This is a genomic window from Shewanella sp. YLB-07 (assembly GCF_009377275.1).
In genome coordinates, this window is record NZ_VOQB01000007.1 from 24,934 (window position 1) to 41,634 (window position 16,701).

Here is a 16,701-nt window from a genome sequence, read left to right on the forward strand (position 1 = left end):
CCCGTACTTGATCTTGTAATTCGGTGTGTGCTCACTTATTGCTAATTTAGGTATATCAGAACCAAAAACCTGACACAAGTGTCAATTATAAAAATGAGCTACATTCCATTAACACAACTTTGAATATTGATGGATGATAACTAAGCTAAAAATCATAATCCAACCCCGTAAAAAATAGGTTAAAGCAGATGAATAACAGCGAGATAGATAAAATTAAGAATGCATTAAATTAACGATTAAACACCTCACAATAATAATTTAATTTTTCCGCTACAATTTGTTCCTTATCATGGAATAAAACTGAAAGCCTAAATAAAGCCCTAAACCCGCAACAAACTAGCAACGATAAAATAGCGTTAAATTGGGAAGTTTAGCCCGTTATGGCATTAGACCTGGTTGCTTAAATATGTGATTATTGAGGTGATTTTTTATGTGACTGGTGTGAAAGTGAGTCACGCAGTGATAAAAGGAAGCACTAATGAGTCAGCGTACGTTACATAGCCTCTTTAATCCCAAATCTGTAGCCATTATTGGTGCCTCGAATACAGAAAAACGTGCCGGTAACGTCATCATGAGGAACTTGCTCGCAGGCGGATTTTCCGGTCCTATCATGCCGGTAACCCCAAAATACCAAGCTGTACTCGGAGTCCTCGCCTACCCCAATATTGAAGCTCTTCCGTTAAAACCCGATTTAGCCATTATCTGTACCGCCGCCGAAAAGGTACCTGGCATTGTCGAAACCTTAGCCCAGTTTGGTTGTAAAACAGCGATAATCAATGCCTCGGGTATGGGACAGCAGTTGAATGATATGGGGATTGATCTGCTAACACTGGCCAAGAATAATGCTAAGCGCTACGGCATGCGTCTCCTTGGGCCAAACAGCTTAGGTATGATGCTGCCAAATTTAGGATTAAATGCCAGCTTGGCTCATACCAGTGCCCTACCAGGGAAAATAGCCTTAGTGTCGCAATCGGCGGCAATATGCACGACGGTACTCGATTGGGCCAATAACAAGGGTATCGGCTTCTCCTCTTTTATTTCTCTGGGCGACACCACAGATATCGATTTTGATGAGCTACTTGACTATTTAGGCAGAGACTCACGCACCAGTGCCATCATGCTCTACATCGATTCCATTAATGAGAAGCGCCATTTCCTCTCTGCTGCACGCGCGGCGTCCCGTAACAAACCCATATTGGTGATCAAGTCTGGACGTAGCCTTGAGGGGACGAATGCTGCCAAGCTGCACACCGGCGGACTCACGGGAAACGATGCGGTTTATGAAGCCGCGTTTAGACGCGCTGGTATGCTAAGAGTCAATGACTTAATCGAACTCTTTGCCGCCGTTGAAACCTTAGCCCACTCCTCCCCTCTTCTTGGTGAGCGGTTAGCCATTATCACTAATGGAGGCGGACCCGCCGTACTCGCCTTAGATCAACTCATGCTAAGGGGCGGTAAGTCGGCAGCGTTAGATGATGAAACTTACCAAGCCCTCAATCGACTGCTTCCCTCGACCTGGTCAGGGCAAAACCCGATAGACATTGGCGGAGATGCCGATGCAGAGCGCTATACCAAGGCAGTAGAGATCATGATGAACAGCCAACTGGCTGATGCAATCTTGGTGCTGCACTCACCTTCGGCACTGGGAGATAGCGTCGAAATAGCCGACCAATTGGCTAAGATGGTAGCCAAACACCCCAACAGAAATAGGATTAATATCCTCACTAATTGGAGTGGTGAAGATGCCGCTTATCAGGCTCGTAAAAGGTTTAATAAAGCCGGACTGCCAACGTATCGTACAGCCGAGGGTGCCGTTGGTGCCTTTATGCATATGGTCGAGTACCGCAGAAACCAGAAACTCCTGCAGGAAGTGCCTCAATCGATACCTGACAATATTCCAACAGATGCTTGCAAGGCGAAAGCTGCACTGGCGAAAGCCAAAGAACGGGGCAAAACAATCTTGGAGACCCATGAGTCACAAGAGATCTTAAGTGCCTACGGATTGAAAACCATAGACACCTATGTCGCCCAAGATCCACACACAGCTGCCGAGATAGCACAGACTATTGGCTATCCTGTAGCCTTAAAGGTGCAATCTCCCGATATACATCATAAATCCGATGTCCATGGAGTCATGCTCAACTTAAACAGTAAAGATGAGGTGATACAGGCTGCAATAGCCATTAAAGCGCGTGTGTTATCAACCCATCCAGATGCTCGTATCGAAGGACTGTTAGTACAGAAGATGGCATTAACAGCCGGAGCCCAGGAGATCCGTGTTGCGGTCATCAATGATCCTGTTTTTGGACCAGCTATTTTACTCGGCGAGGGAGGCTCTGAATGGGAACCCTCAACAGATGCAGTGGTAGCCCTGCCCCCCTTGAATATGACCTTAGCAAGATACATGGTGATCCAGGCACTGAAGACTAAGAAGCTTAAAGATCGTCATCTTCCTTTGGGTCTGGATATGAACGCACTCTGTGTCATGTTGACCCAGATATCTCATCTGGTGATCGATTGTCCCGAAATCGCCAGTATCGATCTTAACCCTGTGCTGTGCGCGGGGGAAAATATTACTATGCTGGATGTGAACATACAGCTCAATGAACATCCCCTCGATAACACCTCTCGTCTCGCCATTTCTCCCTACCCAAAGGAACTAGAGCAAATCGCTACATTGAAAAATGGTCAAGAAGTGATGTTGAGGCCCATTTTGCCGGAAGATGAACCTAAGCATCTGGCGTTCGACAACTCACTTTCTGATGAAGACAGATATAAGCGCTACTTCGGTGTTCGTTCAAAAATGACCCACGAAGAGATGGCAGTGTTAACTCAGATCGATTACGCCCGGGAGATGGCCTTTATTGCTACGTCCAAAGGCGAAGATGGTGAAGATATTACCTTAGGTGCGATACGCGCCTCAATCGATCCGGATAATACCGAAGCTGAGTTTGCCATGGCGGTGAGGAGCGATCATCAAGGTCAAGGATTAGGTAGGCTGTTATTGGAAAAGCTGATCGCTTATTACAAGACTAATGACACTCAAGTCCTCACAGGATTTACCATGTTTGAGAATCGCAGTATGGCAAATCTAGCGAAACGTCTTGGTTTTACCGTGACGTTCGATATGGAAGAGCACCTGATTAAAATGGATATGCAACTAAAGTAATCAAGCATCAGATATCAGGTTCACTTTTAAACCTGATATCTTCCAGTATTATTCGCTACAAACACAGTTCCTTCCCGACGACTTGGCACGATACAGGGCTTCATCGGCCCTGACAAAATAGCTTTCACGATCGTCACTGATATTGAGAGTCGATACTCCCAAAGAAACGGTAATGGAGCCCAAAGATAATTTCTTATCCTTACCTATGGTTAATTTGCGTTCTGATATCACTTTACGTAACTGCTCGGCCACTATCAATGCGTCTGTTAGACGTGTATTAGGTAGCAAGATAACAAACTCTTCGCCTCCATATCGGGCAACAAAATCAGTCCCTTTCACCGCTTGTTTCAGCGCTAATGCCACATAGGCAAGCACTTTATCCCCAACTAAGTGACCATGGGTGTCATTAAACAGTTTAAAATGATCGATATCGATTAAGAGCAAACAACTTGGAGACTGAGCTTGAGTATATGCTTGCATGTGTTTCATCACCTCATCCTCGAAGCTACGCCGATTGTTAAGTGATGTGAGTTGATCTGTCATGGCAACCTGATTTAGATTTTCCATCTCGCTTTTTAACGAGCTCACCTCATCACGCATGATGTTTAAGCTCCCTTGTATCTGTTTATTACTTAAAATCACACCTTGTATATTATCGACTAAGCGATTTACCAAGGTGTTAAGAACTTCAACATCGGGCTTTTGTTTTAGCTCTTGGCTGAAGTCAGATAAGGTGTCGGAAAAACTGTCTGTACCTTGAGTCAACCTACTGACTTTACTGAGTAAAGCATTGATGATTATCTGAGTTTCAATTTGAACATTCTCAATCACTTCTGCTGATTTTTCTTGAATGAAATTCTTGTGAAGCCCATCATTCACTTCCGTACAAAAAGTGATTCCATTTGAGATAAGGCCATCGATGGCACGTTTAAGATCTAAATTAATACCGAGATAATATTCATACCAAACAGCATAATTAACAGGTGTGACGGGAATATTGAGTTCAGACATTTTAGGCACTGCATGCCTAAGAATTTTGGCAGACAGTTCTGTATCTGTCAGGTGCTTCGCTAAGTTCATGCTTCCACCGCCCTGTGAATAATTGTTAGTAGAGTTTTATGTGGATCTCATTAGCACAGAGGATCCGTTCACAATTGAGTAAGACTTAATTACTAACAATAAACAAAAAAGAGGATGTTGCCATCCCCTTTTGTTAACTATTTACTTATTTAGGCAGCCTACATGAGCTGAAGATGTCCAATTTTTTGTCGTATATTTCTGATTTTACATTCATTATTCCGAGCAAAGAATCAAAAATATTGTCATGAGAAAAGCCACCGACTCGAGCCTTGGCCTTGAGACATGTCAGGTCTAAGCTATTTTCAGAGGCAAAGTCATCAGAAAACCAGGTCAACATAGGGATCTGTATCTGCTCGTCTGGAGCGATAGCATAAGGTGCGCCATGGAGGTACATGCCTTTTTCACCCAAAGATTCCCCATGGTCCGACACATAGATCATCCCAGTATCAAATCTTTCTTGCTCAGAGATGAGCCTCTCGACGACTTGAGCAACAATATAGTCGGTATAAACAATGGTATTATCATAGGTGTTCATCAATTCTTCATCACTGCAATTTTGGATATCACTTCTTTGGCAATCCGGAATGAACTTTCTGTGTTCCTCTGGATAGCGTAAATAATATGTCGGCCCATGAGAGCCTATGATATGTAATACCAACAAAGAATCCTTGTGCTTAAGCTCTGCCAGTGCTTTATCCAACTCATTCAACAGCACCTGATCCAAACAGAATTGCCCATTACAAAGCTTAGGATCGCTGTCTAGCTTCACCATCAGATGTGGCACCCTATCACATACCCCTTTACAACCACTGTCATTATCGAGCCAAAGCAGCTGTATGCCACCATGCTGTAATACATCCATGACACCGTCTTGCGCCTTGGCTTCCCGGCTATCATAGTCTTTGCGGGTCATATTAGAAAACATACAAGGCACAGAAACTGCGGTAGCCGTCCCACACGACGTTGTATTCATAAATGCTGTCATATCGTACGGCTTTGTGTACGTGTTAGTGGGTTTATCATAACCATAATATTCATAGTTCATCGATCTGGCCGTTTCGCCTAGAACCATCACCACAAGGTTAGGTTTCTTGTTAGTGTCTTGAGTCTCGTTAACCGCATCTAACCCTATCTGCTTATACTCGAGTGGAGTCTGTAGATAGTTAATATTAGTATATTTAGCGATCGAGCCAAGTACATAAGTTGGTATGATGAAACGTTTTAACTCATCGTTATTTCGACCAAAAGACACATAATTTTGGTAATAAAAGAAACCTATGACCCCTATTCCAACCAGCATTAACAACATGAATGCAAATTTGTACAATAGCTCCGTTAACACAGGTTTATACCTGATGTTCAGTTTTAATATCAAGTAGGAAGGCAATAGACCCGTTAACAAGAAGTTGACCACAGAGGAGAAATTAATATAGGTAAATGCCTCGGCAGAATTGGTCTGCACCGTATTTTCAATCATCCCATAATCGAACACGACACTATATTGCAGCGCCGCGAAAAAGACGCTGGAGGAGAGCAAGGTGATGCCAATAAAGAACGGCTTTAGCAGATATTTAACGCTAAATAATGAGAAGAGAAAACTCAAGGCGAAAATTAAAAACAAAGGGATCGTTGCAATGAACAGAGGGTCGACTTCCCCTTGCTTTTCTATGCCGGTTTGTACGATTCTAAAAAATGGAATGTTAAAAATAGCAACATAGAAAATGGAGATAAATAGGGTAAATTGGATGACAGTTGGATTTTTTAAACGAGTTAGCACACTGATTCTCACTCACTAGATGATAAAAACAAGCATGCAGTTCATAAAAATTGCAAACCTAATGCTTATGCAGCCCTAATACTTTGTGCAAGTCATTGGAGCTAGCTATCAAGGCCGCTCCAAGCTGAACCACAACAAAAATAACATCCAACCCCAAGTGTATTGAAGTGGATCACTGCTTTAGGTCTCGTCGAGATAAGGGCATCGACACTAAGCTAAAACAATAACTAAGTTTAGCTCTAGCGTTGTGAAAAAAATGTGTGTACATATAAATAACACTGTCCACTAAGAAGCGGAGGAGTTTTAACTTAACGAGCAGTGACAGTGTCTAGCAAGGGGTGTTGCAAATAATATTAGGAGGCCGATTTCGCCTGTTGTTTCCGGCTAACTATGTATAAATCACCTCAACATTGAATAACCTATTCATAAAATCGGATCTCTCCCGCACCAAGGAATAATTTTTGTCACCTCGCAGCCAAAATTCACTATGCCACTTCAGACCCAAATAGGCCAACTCTTTACATAATGTGCATATTGTAAAGAGTTAGGGGCGTAGGAATTATATCTGCTGTCTTTCTAGGCACCCGTTCGTAATATTATGATGAGATGGTCTCCTCCCTAATCTACCATAATTGAGTATCGTGAATTTCAGCTGACGGAGGGCCAGCAGCATTCAAATGCTGTACAAAATAGTCTAAGCAACACCTAAACCCATTCACCTGCAGACATTTCAGTGGTAAACCCAGGGCCAAAGGCGACTAAAACCCCTAAACCTCCAACTTTTCTTTGCTTAAAATGCCTTTTTAATACATCAATTACAGCAACACTTGATGTGTTACCAGTATCACGTAAACAGTTTCTTGAATTATCAAGACTACTAGAGTTAAGAGATAAACAACGTTCTACTTCATCCAAAATTCTTTTACCGCCAGTATGAAAAATGTATGAATCCAGCTCATGAGGCTTCTTATCAAAAGAGTCTTCGATAAACTGAACTATTTTAGGTGCAACTTTACTAATTGAATGCATAACATCTTTATCTAATGAAAAATGAAATCCATTGCTGGTTATAGAATACGTGATGTATTCCTCAGAGTTATTCATAAAATGACTTTGGGTATTTGATAATTTAAAGCCACTACCATTATCATCCCCTTTCATGACTACTGCAGCGACGCCATCTCCAAATAACGAATTAGTAATAAAATCTTGAAGTCTGTTGGCTTCGCGGTGGAAACACAAGGATGCTGTTTCTAATGCAACTATAAGAACATTGTTGCTAGAATTCTGTTGGCAATGTTCATAGGCTCTATTAATGGCTGAGGCACCTGCAGCACATCCCATCTGTGCGATTGGCAGTTGAATCGTACTGTTAGATAATTTAAGAGAATTAATCAAATGTGCAGTTAAAGATGGCATCATAAAACCTGTGCATGAGGTCACTATAACCATTGAAATATCTTTAGTAGCTGCCCCTGACTTTTTAATTGCTTGCTGTGAGACTAATGTGGATTGCTTTCGTGCTTCTTCGCTGTAGATAGTGGCTCTTTCACCAAAATCACCCAATTCAATAGTTTTATCTAATGGGAGTATTAAATGTCTTTTTTCTATGGTTGAATTTCTAATCATTCGAAAGGCTTTTTCTTTATTTGGCGTGTCCGGATGTAGTTCATCCAAAAAGAAAATAGTATCTTCATTTGTTATTACATGCTCTGGGTAATACACCATGGGTTCACATAAAATCGTCATAACCAAATCTACCTTATTATTTATACTGTTACAACAAGACAGGTTTAAATCAATTAAACTTTCATCGATCGTAAATTAAAAACCAGCTAATTTAAAAACAACACATTCGAGCAACCATCCCCTCCTTCAGCCGAGATGCACATAGTGATACAATTATATCGAGCGTTCCATAGAATGGTTAATTAGTACAAAATGTATTAATTAACCATTTAAAGTCCATAGTGTTTTCATTAGGGAATCCCTTTTACTTTAGAGTTTTAAGGATTGTCTTTTTGTAAATTATTGTGACATTTCAATAATGCTGAGCAATGTGAAATTTTAACCTTGGCCCAACATGAATTTTTGAGGATATCGGATTTTTGGGAGCCTGCTTGTGTCTTGTTGCTGTCAACTACCGTAGTGGAAGTCGTGTGTACTGCGATTGAGTTTGTCATTGCATTACCTCCGAATGTTTGGATATCATTTTGTGTGTTCGCCTGACAGCCAAGACTCATCCTAGCAACTTGATGAAACCTACGTCAAAGTGAAAGGCCAATGGTTTTACCTGTACCGAACCATTAATAAGCAAGGTGAAACCTTGAAATTTTATTTTTACAAATAAACAAAATAAACACTCAGCCTATCGGTTTCTTAAACGTTGATTGAAGCTTTACACGCTTGATAAGCAACCTAACACGCTAAATACAGACAAACATTTCTCTTATACTAATTCCATCGAACGATTTAAAAAAGGGGGAACGTTTACGAGGTGATGTTAAGCAACGGCAAGTAAAGTCACTCAATAATGGTATTGAGAACATGCTCCCATAAAAAATATAATAGGCGCTACAGGGGGCTTTAGAGTGCACAATCGCGCTTGGTCAAGCATTCAAGGTTTTGAGTCATTACGAATGTTAAATAAAGGTCAGTTTTATTTTTTCTACGAAGTGACAAAATTATTCCCTGGTGAGGGAGAAATCAGATTTTATGAATAGGTTATTCAATGTTGAGGTGATTTACACATAGTTAGCCGGAAACAACAGGCGAAATCGGCCTGCTAACATTATTTACAACAACCCCCACCTTTATATTATTAATGTAAATGTTGTTAGATTTAAAAACAAAACAAACTACTTTCATACTTCAGGTAAACTAGGTGTTTTACACATAGTTAGCTGGGAACAACAGATGGAACAGGCCTCCTAATATTATTTACAATACCCCCTACCTTCATATTGCTAATGTAAATATTGTTGGATTTAAAAACAAAACAAACTACTTTCATACTTCAGGTAAACCTTTAGATGACGTTATAACAAAGATTTGTGGATACTTTTTAATAGTACCTTAATAGAATTAAACATTTCCACCAGATGAACGGGGACATTAAAGTTAATGTTACTAATTTAAGAGTGTTACGTTACCTAAAATACAACAAACTTGTCGCCACAGGTTAAATCATTGACTTTATTCTTTTAATAGAAAAACGTGAGGATGACATCGTTAACACTGTTATGCCTGTACTAGTCTAATGAAACCGGACCACTTTAATAAGGAAAATGATCGTCAATCATTAAGGTTAAAATATAATTCAGAAAAGAACGAACAACAGAAGGACTAACGGTTAAAGAAATTCAGCGATGTTTTAAACGATATATTGTCAGAGAGTTATTTCCGATTATATGCCGAGTTCTAGCTAATTCTCAACGGGTGTTGACATAGAAGTGTCAATGCTGTGGTAGAACGATTCTTTGGAAGTTTTTTGAAGCATGATTAGATATTTAAAGTAGCTCAGCCAACTAGAGCGCATATGAAGCATAAATGTGACTAGTTATATGAAGTATTACAACGTTGAAAGGTTACACACCGCTAACGGAGATAAATCACCTGTTAGCTATGAAAATTCCCTTTTAAAAGTGTCTGGTTATACTTGGCCAGTACAGTCGGAGAACGTTAAACAATGCACTATAACATAACACGTTTAGACCCATTTGGCGTCATGGTTGAACCCATCGCTCAACCTGCTTCGGTTCAAATCATCGATATTGAAGCCCTTCGCGCCTTGTTCAAAATACATCAGCTTGTCTTGCTCAGAGGCTTTGACAGTTTTGCCACCAATGATGATCTCGCCACTTATTGTGAGCAGTGGGGAGATATCAGTATCTGGCCGTTTGGCAAGGTCCTTGAGCTTGTGCAGCAAGATAAACCAGACGATCATATTTTTGACAACAACTATATGCCGATGCACTGGGATGGGATGTATCGTCCACAAGTGCCTGAATACCAGATTTTCCAGTGTGTGTCGGCCCCAGAAACAGGCCATGGCGGTCGGACCACTTTCTCTCATACCGTACTGGCCCTTGAATATGCCAGTGAAACCGAGATTGCACTCTGGGAAAAAATCACGGCAACCTATGAACGAGAGATGGCATTCTATAATAGCCGGACAACCTCGCTAATCATTACTCAACACCCCTATCTCAATCATGCGGTGATTCGCTACAACGAGCCTCATCTTGAAGAGAAAGGCGTTTTTATCAACCCATCGAATATGGCATTTTCCGGCATTACAGAGACAGAATCGCAAGAATTTCATGCCAGCTTGCGTGCTTCACTCTATGACCCCCGATGTTTTTACGCGCATGAATGGCAAACCGGGGATTTGGTCATCTCGGATAATTTCAACCTGCTTCATGGCCGTGAAGCATTTACTTCCAATACCCCGCGTCACTTACGACGCGTGCATATCAATGCCAACCCTGTTTTTGAAAACCCCAACCTAGAGTCTTACCAATGAATCATAAAACCACAGATATTTTAATCATCGGTGCCGGTCCCGTCGGGTTACTGTTGGCTTATCTAGGTCAGCAATGCGGTTTAAATACTCTGGTTCTCGACAAGTCCGCTGAACCCTTGCAAGTGGGTCGTGCTGATGCACTCAATGCCCGAACCCTTCAGTTGATGGAAGTGATCAATGCATTTGATGAGCTCTACCCGCAAGGCAAACCCTGCAATACCAGTTCAGTCTGGGCAAATGGCGCCTTTGTTTCACGCCAAACTGCCTGGTGGGATGTACTTGAGGGCTGTTTCCACAAACATTTCCTGATGCTGGGACAATCTTTCGTCGAACAATTGCTGGACAAACGCCTCACTCAGGCCAACGCCGGAGTGCTTCGCCAAACCGCTGTTGAAGCCATTGAACTGAAAGAGCATGGCTGCAAAACCACTCTCACTAATGGCGATGTGATCACCTCAAGCTACATCATCGGCGCCGATGGCTCACAATCGTATGTCCGTCAACGCTTTGCGGTCCCCTTTGAAATTGTTCGGCCACAAATTGTGTGGGCCGTCTTGGATGGCGTCTTAGAGACAGACTTTGAAAAAGTCCCAGAAATCATTGTATTTCAGGCAGAAACCTCCGATGTGGCCTGGATCCCCAGGGAAGGTAATATTGACCGTTTCTATGTCCGGATGGATACCAAGAGTTTCACCATGGAAGAAGCGATCGAGAAAATTAATCGTGCCATGCATCCACATACCTTGCGCTTTAAGGACATGGTTTGGTACTCCCAGTTCTCGGTCAAAGAATCGGTGGCAGAGCAGTTCTTCATCCAGAATAGTGTTTTCCTTGCCGGCGATGCCTGCCATATCCATTCTGTGAATGGGGGCCAGGGCATGAATACCGGGCTTGCTGATGCTTTCAATCTGATGTGGAAACTCAACATGGTGATTCAACATGGCGCCCCCCTCAGCCTGTTACAAAGCTATGAGGATGAGCGCCAGCCTGTCGCAATGAGCGTAATTGAAAGCTCAGGGGAACTGGTGCGTTCCACCAAATACTCGGAAACCGGTACCCATGCCCAGGACTACGTCAAAATTATTGAAAAACGAGCTGGCAATATCACCGGTATGGGGGTTCGTTATGGAGAAGCAGGCCTGAACGGTACCCGGATTTATGACTTTGAAATTTACCAAGGGCATCACACTACCCGCCTCTATACACTTCTGGATTACAGCAAATTCACCCTGCTTATCTTTGGTGATGATGAAACTGAATTAACGGTCCCGCCTTACGTGAAAGTGCTTCGGATCGCCGAAAATTCCGGTGCTGAGTTATGGTCAACACAAATTTATTATCGTGACCAGTCGATTCTCGTTCGACCGGATGCCTATATCCATGCACTTGTTCCCAGTGGGCAAGCACAGCAACTAATCCATCAAATGCTATCCACTACATTTCACCCCGTATCAGCCAAAGCTACCAGTATCACAGGACAAAATCATGAATAAGACAGCAATGAAACACGCACCAAAAAGTGACAGTGCCAGTAAAGAAACAGTGAATGAATCCACAGCGCATATTGCACACCGTATCTTACGCCTGATTTTAGAGCAGCGACGTTTACTACCCAATCAGGAACCCGTGAAATTTGAAGCGCAAATTGCGCCCCATCTTGAGAAAGTCCAGACCTTTGTCGATAACCAGCAGCCGATTGTGATGGTATTGCCCGCTTTTCCGGCCAAATCACCTAATCGTAATAAGACGATGAGTCATCTACCGGACAAAGGTGAGTTTTTGGCACTCGAAAATCTGGTCGGCCTGTGTCAGGAGATTGAGAACATCTACACACCAGGCGCAAAAGTCATCATTTGTTCGGATGGCCGTGTGTTCGCAGATATTATTCATGTCAAAGATGAACATGTGTCCGAGTATGTCCACGAACTCCGCCGCTATGCCATGCACCATTACCCGGACTATTTTGATTTCTTCAACCTCGAAGATGTATTCACCAAAATCGGCGCCTATGATTCCTTGCGGGAAGAGATGATGATCGAGTTCGGGGAAACACTCCAGTCCTTGAGAAAGCATATCAAAGAAGAAAGACAAGCCTCCACCATGTATCTTGGGATAACACGGTTCATGCTGGAAGATTTTTCTGGCATCGACAAGTTGTCCCATCTCAGCCGGACCGCCTTACATAAAATGGCTCGACTCACCGCCTATCGGGTAATTCAGAGAAGTAATGCATGGAGTCGGTTACTCCAAAAACACCTACCATTTGCACTGCGTCTTTCTATTCATCCACAGGAGTTGGTGTCAGAGAAAATCGGGATTTACCTGATTTCAAAAGACGATCAATGGACCACACCCTGGCATGCTGTGCTGGTAAAAGAAAAAGGTCAATTCCGTCTGATGCCTAAAGCGGAGGCCGTAAAGCGTTCATTCATATTGGTCTACGACAACGGGCACCCCAGTCATTTTGAGACCCCTCCTTCCTCCGTCACCGACCCACAAACACCGTATTCTAGATCTCAGAGCACAACTGGCTCTGTTGTAAGGTAAACGTCCTTAAATCGGCATGGTTCAGATAAAGTGAACAGTTTTCAATTCAATAAATGGTAAAAACCTAGACTGAGTCATAGCTACAACCATTTTTTACTTTCATAAAGTGTTCACTCAAAACTACTATTTTTGAACCATGCCAGTTTTATTATCTGTATATGTTTGAAGATATTTACAGCCGTAAAATTGTTGGATATGAAGTCCATGAGCAGGAGTGTGGTGAACTTACCGCACAACTTATGCAGCGAAAGATGCTTTAACCGGGGGTGTTGCAAATAAGATTAGGAGGCCGATTTCACCTGTTATTTCCGGCTAACGATGTGTAAATAACCTCAACATTGAATAACCTATTCATAAAATCGGATCTCTCCCGCACCACGGAATAATTTGTCACCTCGCAGCAAAAAATCAAACAGGCCTTTATTTAGCATTCGTAATGACTCAAAATCTTGAATGCTTGACCAAGCGCGATTGTGCACTTCAAAGCCACCTGTACGCCTATTAGCTTTTTTATAGGAGCATGATCTGATTCAATACCATTATTGAGTGACTTTACTTACCGTTGCTTAACATCACCTCGTAAACCTTCCTCCTTTTTTAGTCGTTCAATGGCATTAGCATAAGAGGAATGTTTGTCTGTATTTAGCGTGTTAAGTTGCTTATCAAGTGTGTAAAGCTTCAAGCAACGTTTAAGAAACCGATAAGCAGCGTGTTTCTTTCGTTTTTGGAAAAGTAAAAATCCAAGGTTTCACCTTGCTTATTAATGGCGCGGTACAGGTAAAACCATTGGCCTTTCACTTTGGCGTAGGATTCATCAAGTTGCCTGGATGAGTCTTTTGGATAAACAGATACCGACAGGGCTTCTACATAGTGCTGGGCTATATTCGATGAACCAGCGATAGAGTGTCGTGCGATGCACGGATATTCCTCGCTCTGATAACATGTCACTGAGGTTGGCATAACTCATTGGAGTGGAGCCATGCCAACCAACAGACCAAAGGAGCACTCAGCAGCAAAATGTTTTCATTTAAATTCAGGGTTGCTCATGGTGTAACTACTCTAGGAAGTAAACGAGTATATTCACCACTATAATCTGTTTTTGCAACAACGCCATCTAGTAAGGGACACAGAACTAAAATTCGGCATTGATACGTTTCATAAAGCTCAGCAACTGTACTCTCTCTGCATCAGAAAATTCAGCCGTAAGCTCTCCCGTAAGTTGCAGATGTAAAGCATCATGCTCTCGATACAGCGCTTGTCCTTTTTGGGTGAGTGCAACTAAAATCGAGCGTCTATCTGACTCGTGGGGCATACGAGTCACCAGATCAGATTTAACCATCTTATCTATTTGTACCGTCAGTGTACCTGTGGTTACCCCTATTTTCTCTGCCAGTTCCTTCATCCTCATAGGACCATGTCCACCTAAGATCTCTACCGTGTGGATCTGTGGCAGACTGTAGCCATTATCTTTCACCACGGCTTGCTCCCATGAAGAAAGTTTCTCATAAAATTCAACCATGACATGATTTAACTGATCTTCAGTAGACTTCATTTGCTTCTCTTAATATGATCGCTGCGAGATGTATGTGCTTATGGCAAACAGCCATAAGCACATATTAACTTTACCCGCTACATTTTGCCTGATGTGAGGTATTAACTTCAATGGTCAAATGATTAAGACGGGTAAACTGACTCAATTTACCTTTGTAAAAAGCGATATCTTTGGGCGCTGTTGTTACTATGGCAATTTCTGCAGCATAGTGATCGGCGCTTATTCGCCATACATGGATATCCGAAATTTTATCTTGAGTATCAGACTCGATAGCCAGGACTATCTCCTGTTTATAGTCAGTTTCAATACTCGCATCTAAGAGTATCGGCGCCGTTTGTTTTAATAACTGCCAGGCCCACCTGGTGATGATAATCGAGCCGACAATCCCCATGATAGGATCAAGCCAGTTTAATCCATAAAATTTACCCAGTAATAGGGCGCCGATGGCGAGTATCGACGTCAATGCATCCGCCAGCACATGAAAATACGCGGCCTTTAAATTATGGTCATGCGTCTGAGTATGTTCATGGGCATCCTCTGCGCTGTGACTATGGGAATGGGAATGCTCATGTGAATGCCCATGATCATGTGTATGATGGTCCTTTAATAAGAAAACACTGATCACATTCACGGTAAGCCCAATAATGGCCACCATGATAGCTTCGTTAAAATGAATCTGATGTGGACTGAAAACCCGCATAACAGATTCAACCAACATGATGATCGCCACTAGCCCTAAAGCAATGGCGCTGGTAAATCCACCTAACACACTGACTTTTCCCGTGCCAAAGGAAAATGCTGGGTTATTAGCATGTTTTCTTGCGTAATGATAAGCAAAAAGCGTGATCATGAATGCGGCTGCATGGGTGCCCATATGCCAGCCATCGGCCAGTAATGCCATCGAACCATAAACGGTTCCTGCGGCGATTTCGACGATCATGGTCACTACTGTCAAGTAGAGCACATATCGGGTATTACGCTCTCCGGCATCACTGACCGAAGCAAAGTTGTGTGTGTGTTGCCATTTTTCTGAAGCATGACTTATTTTATTCATCTTAAACCTTAACCAGATGGAAAATTAAATGTAAATAACCGGGTCGATAGCAAACGACTCATCCAGCATGCAACAACCGTTCTGGTGTTAACTTGTACAGATCGAGTGTTCGGCTAGTTACTTTGATTATCAAACATAATAATTTTAATATAGTTTGACCATCAAAGTATATAGGTGTGCCCTCTTTTCTTTTAATTTGTGAAGCAGAACAATTTGCCTGTTTCATTAGCTTTAAGCATAAAAAAAGGCTGCCAATTAGGCAGCCTTACATCATTAAATCACACTCCAGGAATGAGTCTTTAGCTTATTCCTGCTATAAGCCACCCATTAGTGGCTTATTATCTAGCTAGGCTTTATATACCGCTAATGGCTTCTTTACAGAGTTCGGTAATACGAGTCCAATCCCCCTGCTCCATCGCATCCGTCGGTGCTATCCAGCTGCCACCGATACAATCAACATTCTTAAGCGCTAGGTAATCACGGTAACTGCTCGGTGTGATCCCACCTGTCGGGCAGAAACGAATATCTGCAAGTGGACCAGAGAAGGCCTTGAGGGCATTGACTCCGCCCGATGCTTCGGCTGGGAAAAACTTGAAATTGGTATAACCAAGTGACATACCCACCATCACTTCAGAAATACTGGCAACGCCCGGTATTAAAGGGATACTCCCCGCCATTGCCGCTTTAAGTAAGCTAGGTGTCGCACCGGGTGTGATAACAAATTGGGCACCGGCATCGACAGCTTGCTGTAGTTGTTCTTCATTTAAGATAGTGCCCGCACCGACAAGTGCATCAGGAACTTCTTTAGCAATTTTTGTGATAGCTTCTAGCGCACAAGGCGTACGTAAGGTCACTTCCAGCACACTGATCCCACCGGCAACGAGCGCCTTAGCCAAGGGAACTGCATCTTCTATCTTATTGATCACCATGACAGGAACAATAGGGCTGCGTTTAAAAATATCTTGTGGTTGTAATGACCAGTTATTCTCAGGCATTC

At 42.5% G+C, this 16,701-nt stretch carries 10 protein-coding genes and 4 pseudogenes; 6 read left to right on the plus strand and 8 right to left on the minus strand.

The features are described 5' to 3' along the window. Positions 1-478: 478 nt before the first annotated feature. Positions 479-3,169, plus strand: a complete 2,691-nt coding sequence (locus tag FS373_RS16150; protein WP_152829873.1) for a bifunctional acetate--CoA ligase family protein/GNAT family N-acetyltransferase — start codon at positions 479-481, stop codon at positions 3,167-3,169. 48 nt (positions 3,170-3,217) lie between these two features. On the opposite strand, the gene FS373_RS16155 is transcribed toward FS373_RS16150, so the two are convergent. From FS373_RS16155 to FS373_RS16170, 4 genes and pseudogenes are all read right to left on the minus strand, one after another. Beyond that, positions 3,218-4,249: a GGDEF domain-containing protein gene (locus FS373_RS16155; protein ID WP_144046690.1), complete on the minus strand. Its 1,032-nt coding sequence runs from the start codon at positions 4,247-4,249 to the stop codon at positions 3,218-3,220. 145 nt (positions 4,250-4,394) lie between these two features. Further along, positions 4,395-6,026, minus strand: a complete 1,632-nt coding sequence (locus tag FS373_RS16160; protein ID WP_144046689.1) for a phosphoethanolamine transferase — start codon at positions 6,024-6,026, stop codon at positions 4,395-4,397. A gap of 388 nt (positions 6,027-6,414) precedes the next feature. Beyond that, a pseudogene (locus tag FS373_RS16165) lies at positions 6,415-6,522 on the minus strand (IS6 family transposase); the annotation flags it as partial. 209 nt (positions 6,523-6,731) lie between these two features. Continuing rightward, a complete protein-coding gene (locus FS373_RS16170) occupies positions 6,732-7,775 on the minus strand; it encodes a type III polyketide synthase (RefSeq protein ID WP_144046688.1) in 1,044 nt (347 codons plus the stop codon). A gap of 499 nt (positions 7,776-8,274) precedes the next feature. Here FS373_RS16170 and FS373_RS16175 point away from each other — a divergent pair. From FS373_RS16175 to FS373_RS16200, 5 genes and pseudogenes are all read left to right on the plus strand, one after another. Then, positions 8,275-8,780, plus strand: a pseudogene (locus FS373_RS16175) (DDE-type integrase/transposase/recombinase); the annotation flags it as partial. A gap of 703 nt (positions 8,781-9,483) precedes the next feature. Beyond that, positions 9,484-9,730, plus strand: a pseudogene (locus FS373_RS16185) (IS3 family transposase); the annotation flags it as partial. Beyond that, positions 9,715-10,551: a TauD/TfdA dioxygenase family protein gene (locus FS373_RS16190; protein ID WP_144046687.1), complete on the plus strand. Its 837-nt coding sequence runs from the start codon at positions 9,715-9,717 to the stop codon at positions 10,549-10,551. The pseudogene FS373_RS16185 and the gene FS373_RS16190, both read left to right, overlap by 16 nt. Beyond that, positions 10,548-12,044, plus strand: a complete 1,497-nt coding sequence (locus tag FS373_RS16195) for an FAD-binding protein (RefSeq protein WP_152829874.1) — start codon at positions 10,548-10,550, stop codon at positions 12,042-12,044. Before FS373_RS16190 ends, FS373_RS16195 begins: the two co-directional genes overlap by 4 nt. Then, positions 12,037-13,098, plus strand: a complete 1,062-nt coding sequence (locus FS373_RS16200; protein ID WP_227992869.1) for an L-tyrosine/L-tryptophan isonitrile synthase family protein — start codon at positions 12,037-12,039, stop codon at positions 13,096-13,098. Before FS373_RS16195 ends, FS373_RS16200 begins: the two co-directional genes overlap by 8 nt. Positions 13,099-13,393: 295 nt before the next feature. Here the strand turns inward: FS373_RS16200 and FS373_RS16205 are convergent. The 4 genes and pseudogenes from FS373_RS16205 to FS373_RS16220 all read right to left on the minus strand — a co-directional run bounded on the left by FS373_RS16205 (position 13,394) and on the right by FS373_RS16220 (position 16,699). Next, positions 13,394-14,145: pseudogene (locus FS373_RS16205) on the minus strand (IS6 family transposase). Between the two features lie 85 nt (positions 14,146-14,230). After that, positions 14,231-14,650, minus strand: a complete 420-nt coding sequence (locus FS373_RS16210) for a MarR family winged helix-turn-helix transcriptional regulator (RefSeq protein WP_144046685.1) — start codon at positions 14,648-14,650, stop codon at positions 14,231-14,233. 70 nt (positions 14,651-14,720) lie between these two features. Further along, positions 14,721-15,704, minus strand: a complete 984-nt coding sequence (gene dmeF / locus FS373_RS16215; protein WP_152829875.1) for a CDF family Co(II)/Ni(II) efflux transporter DmeF — start codon at positions 15,702-15,704, stop codon at positions 14,721-14,723. A gap of 353 nt (positions 15,705-16,057) precedes the next feature. After that, positions 16,058-16,699: a bifunctional 4-hydroxy-2-oxoglutarate aldolase/2-dehydro-3-deoxy-phosphogluconate aldolase gene (locus FS373_RS16220; protein WP_152829876.1), complete on the minus strand. Its 642-nt coding sequence runs from the start codon at positions 16,697-16,699 to the stop codon at positions 16,058-16,060. Positions 16,700-16,701: the final 2 nt, after the last annotated feature.

Excerpts from the sequence above, each read along its gene's own strand:
- FS373_RS16150 (WP_152829873.1), top strand. The coding sequence starts at position 479 with ATGAGTCAGCGTACGTTACATAGCCTCTTTAATCCCAAATCTGTAGCC.
- FS373_RS16155 (WP_144046690.1), bottom strand. The coding sequence starts at position 4,249 with ATGAACTTAGCGAAGCACCTGACAGATACAGAACTGTCTGCCAAAATT.
- FS373_RS16170 (WP_144046688.1), bottom strand. The coding sequence starts at position 7,775 with ATGACGATTTTATGTGAACCCATGGTGTATTACCCAGAGCATGTAATA.
- FS373_RS16190 (WP_144046687.1), top strand. The coding sequence starts at position 9,715 with ATGCACTATAACATAACACGTTTAGACCCATTTGGCGTCATGGTTGAA.
- FS373_RS16195 (WP_152829874.1), top strand. The coding sequence starts at position 10,548 with ATGAATCATAAAACCACAGATATTTTAATCATCGGTGCCGGTCCCGTC.
- FS373_RS16200 (WP_227992869.1), top strand. The coding sequence starts at position 12,037 with ATGAATAAGACAGCAATGAAACACGCACCAAAAAGTGACAGTGCCAGT.
- FS373_RS16210 (WP_144046685.1), bottom strand. The coding sequence starts at position 14,650 with ATGAAGTCTACTGAAGATCAGTTAAATCATGTCATGGTTGAATTTTAT.
- dmeF (WP_152829875.1), bottom strand. The coding sequence starts at position 15,704 with ATGAATAAAATAAGTCATGCTTCAGAAAAATGGCAACACACACACAAC.
- FS373_RS16220 (WP_152829876.1), bottom strand. The coding sequence starts at position 16,699 with ATGCCTGAGAATAACTGGTCATTACAACCACAAGATATTTTTAAACGC.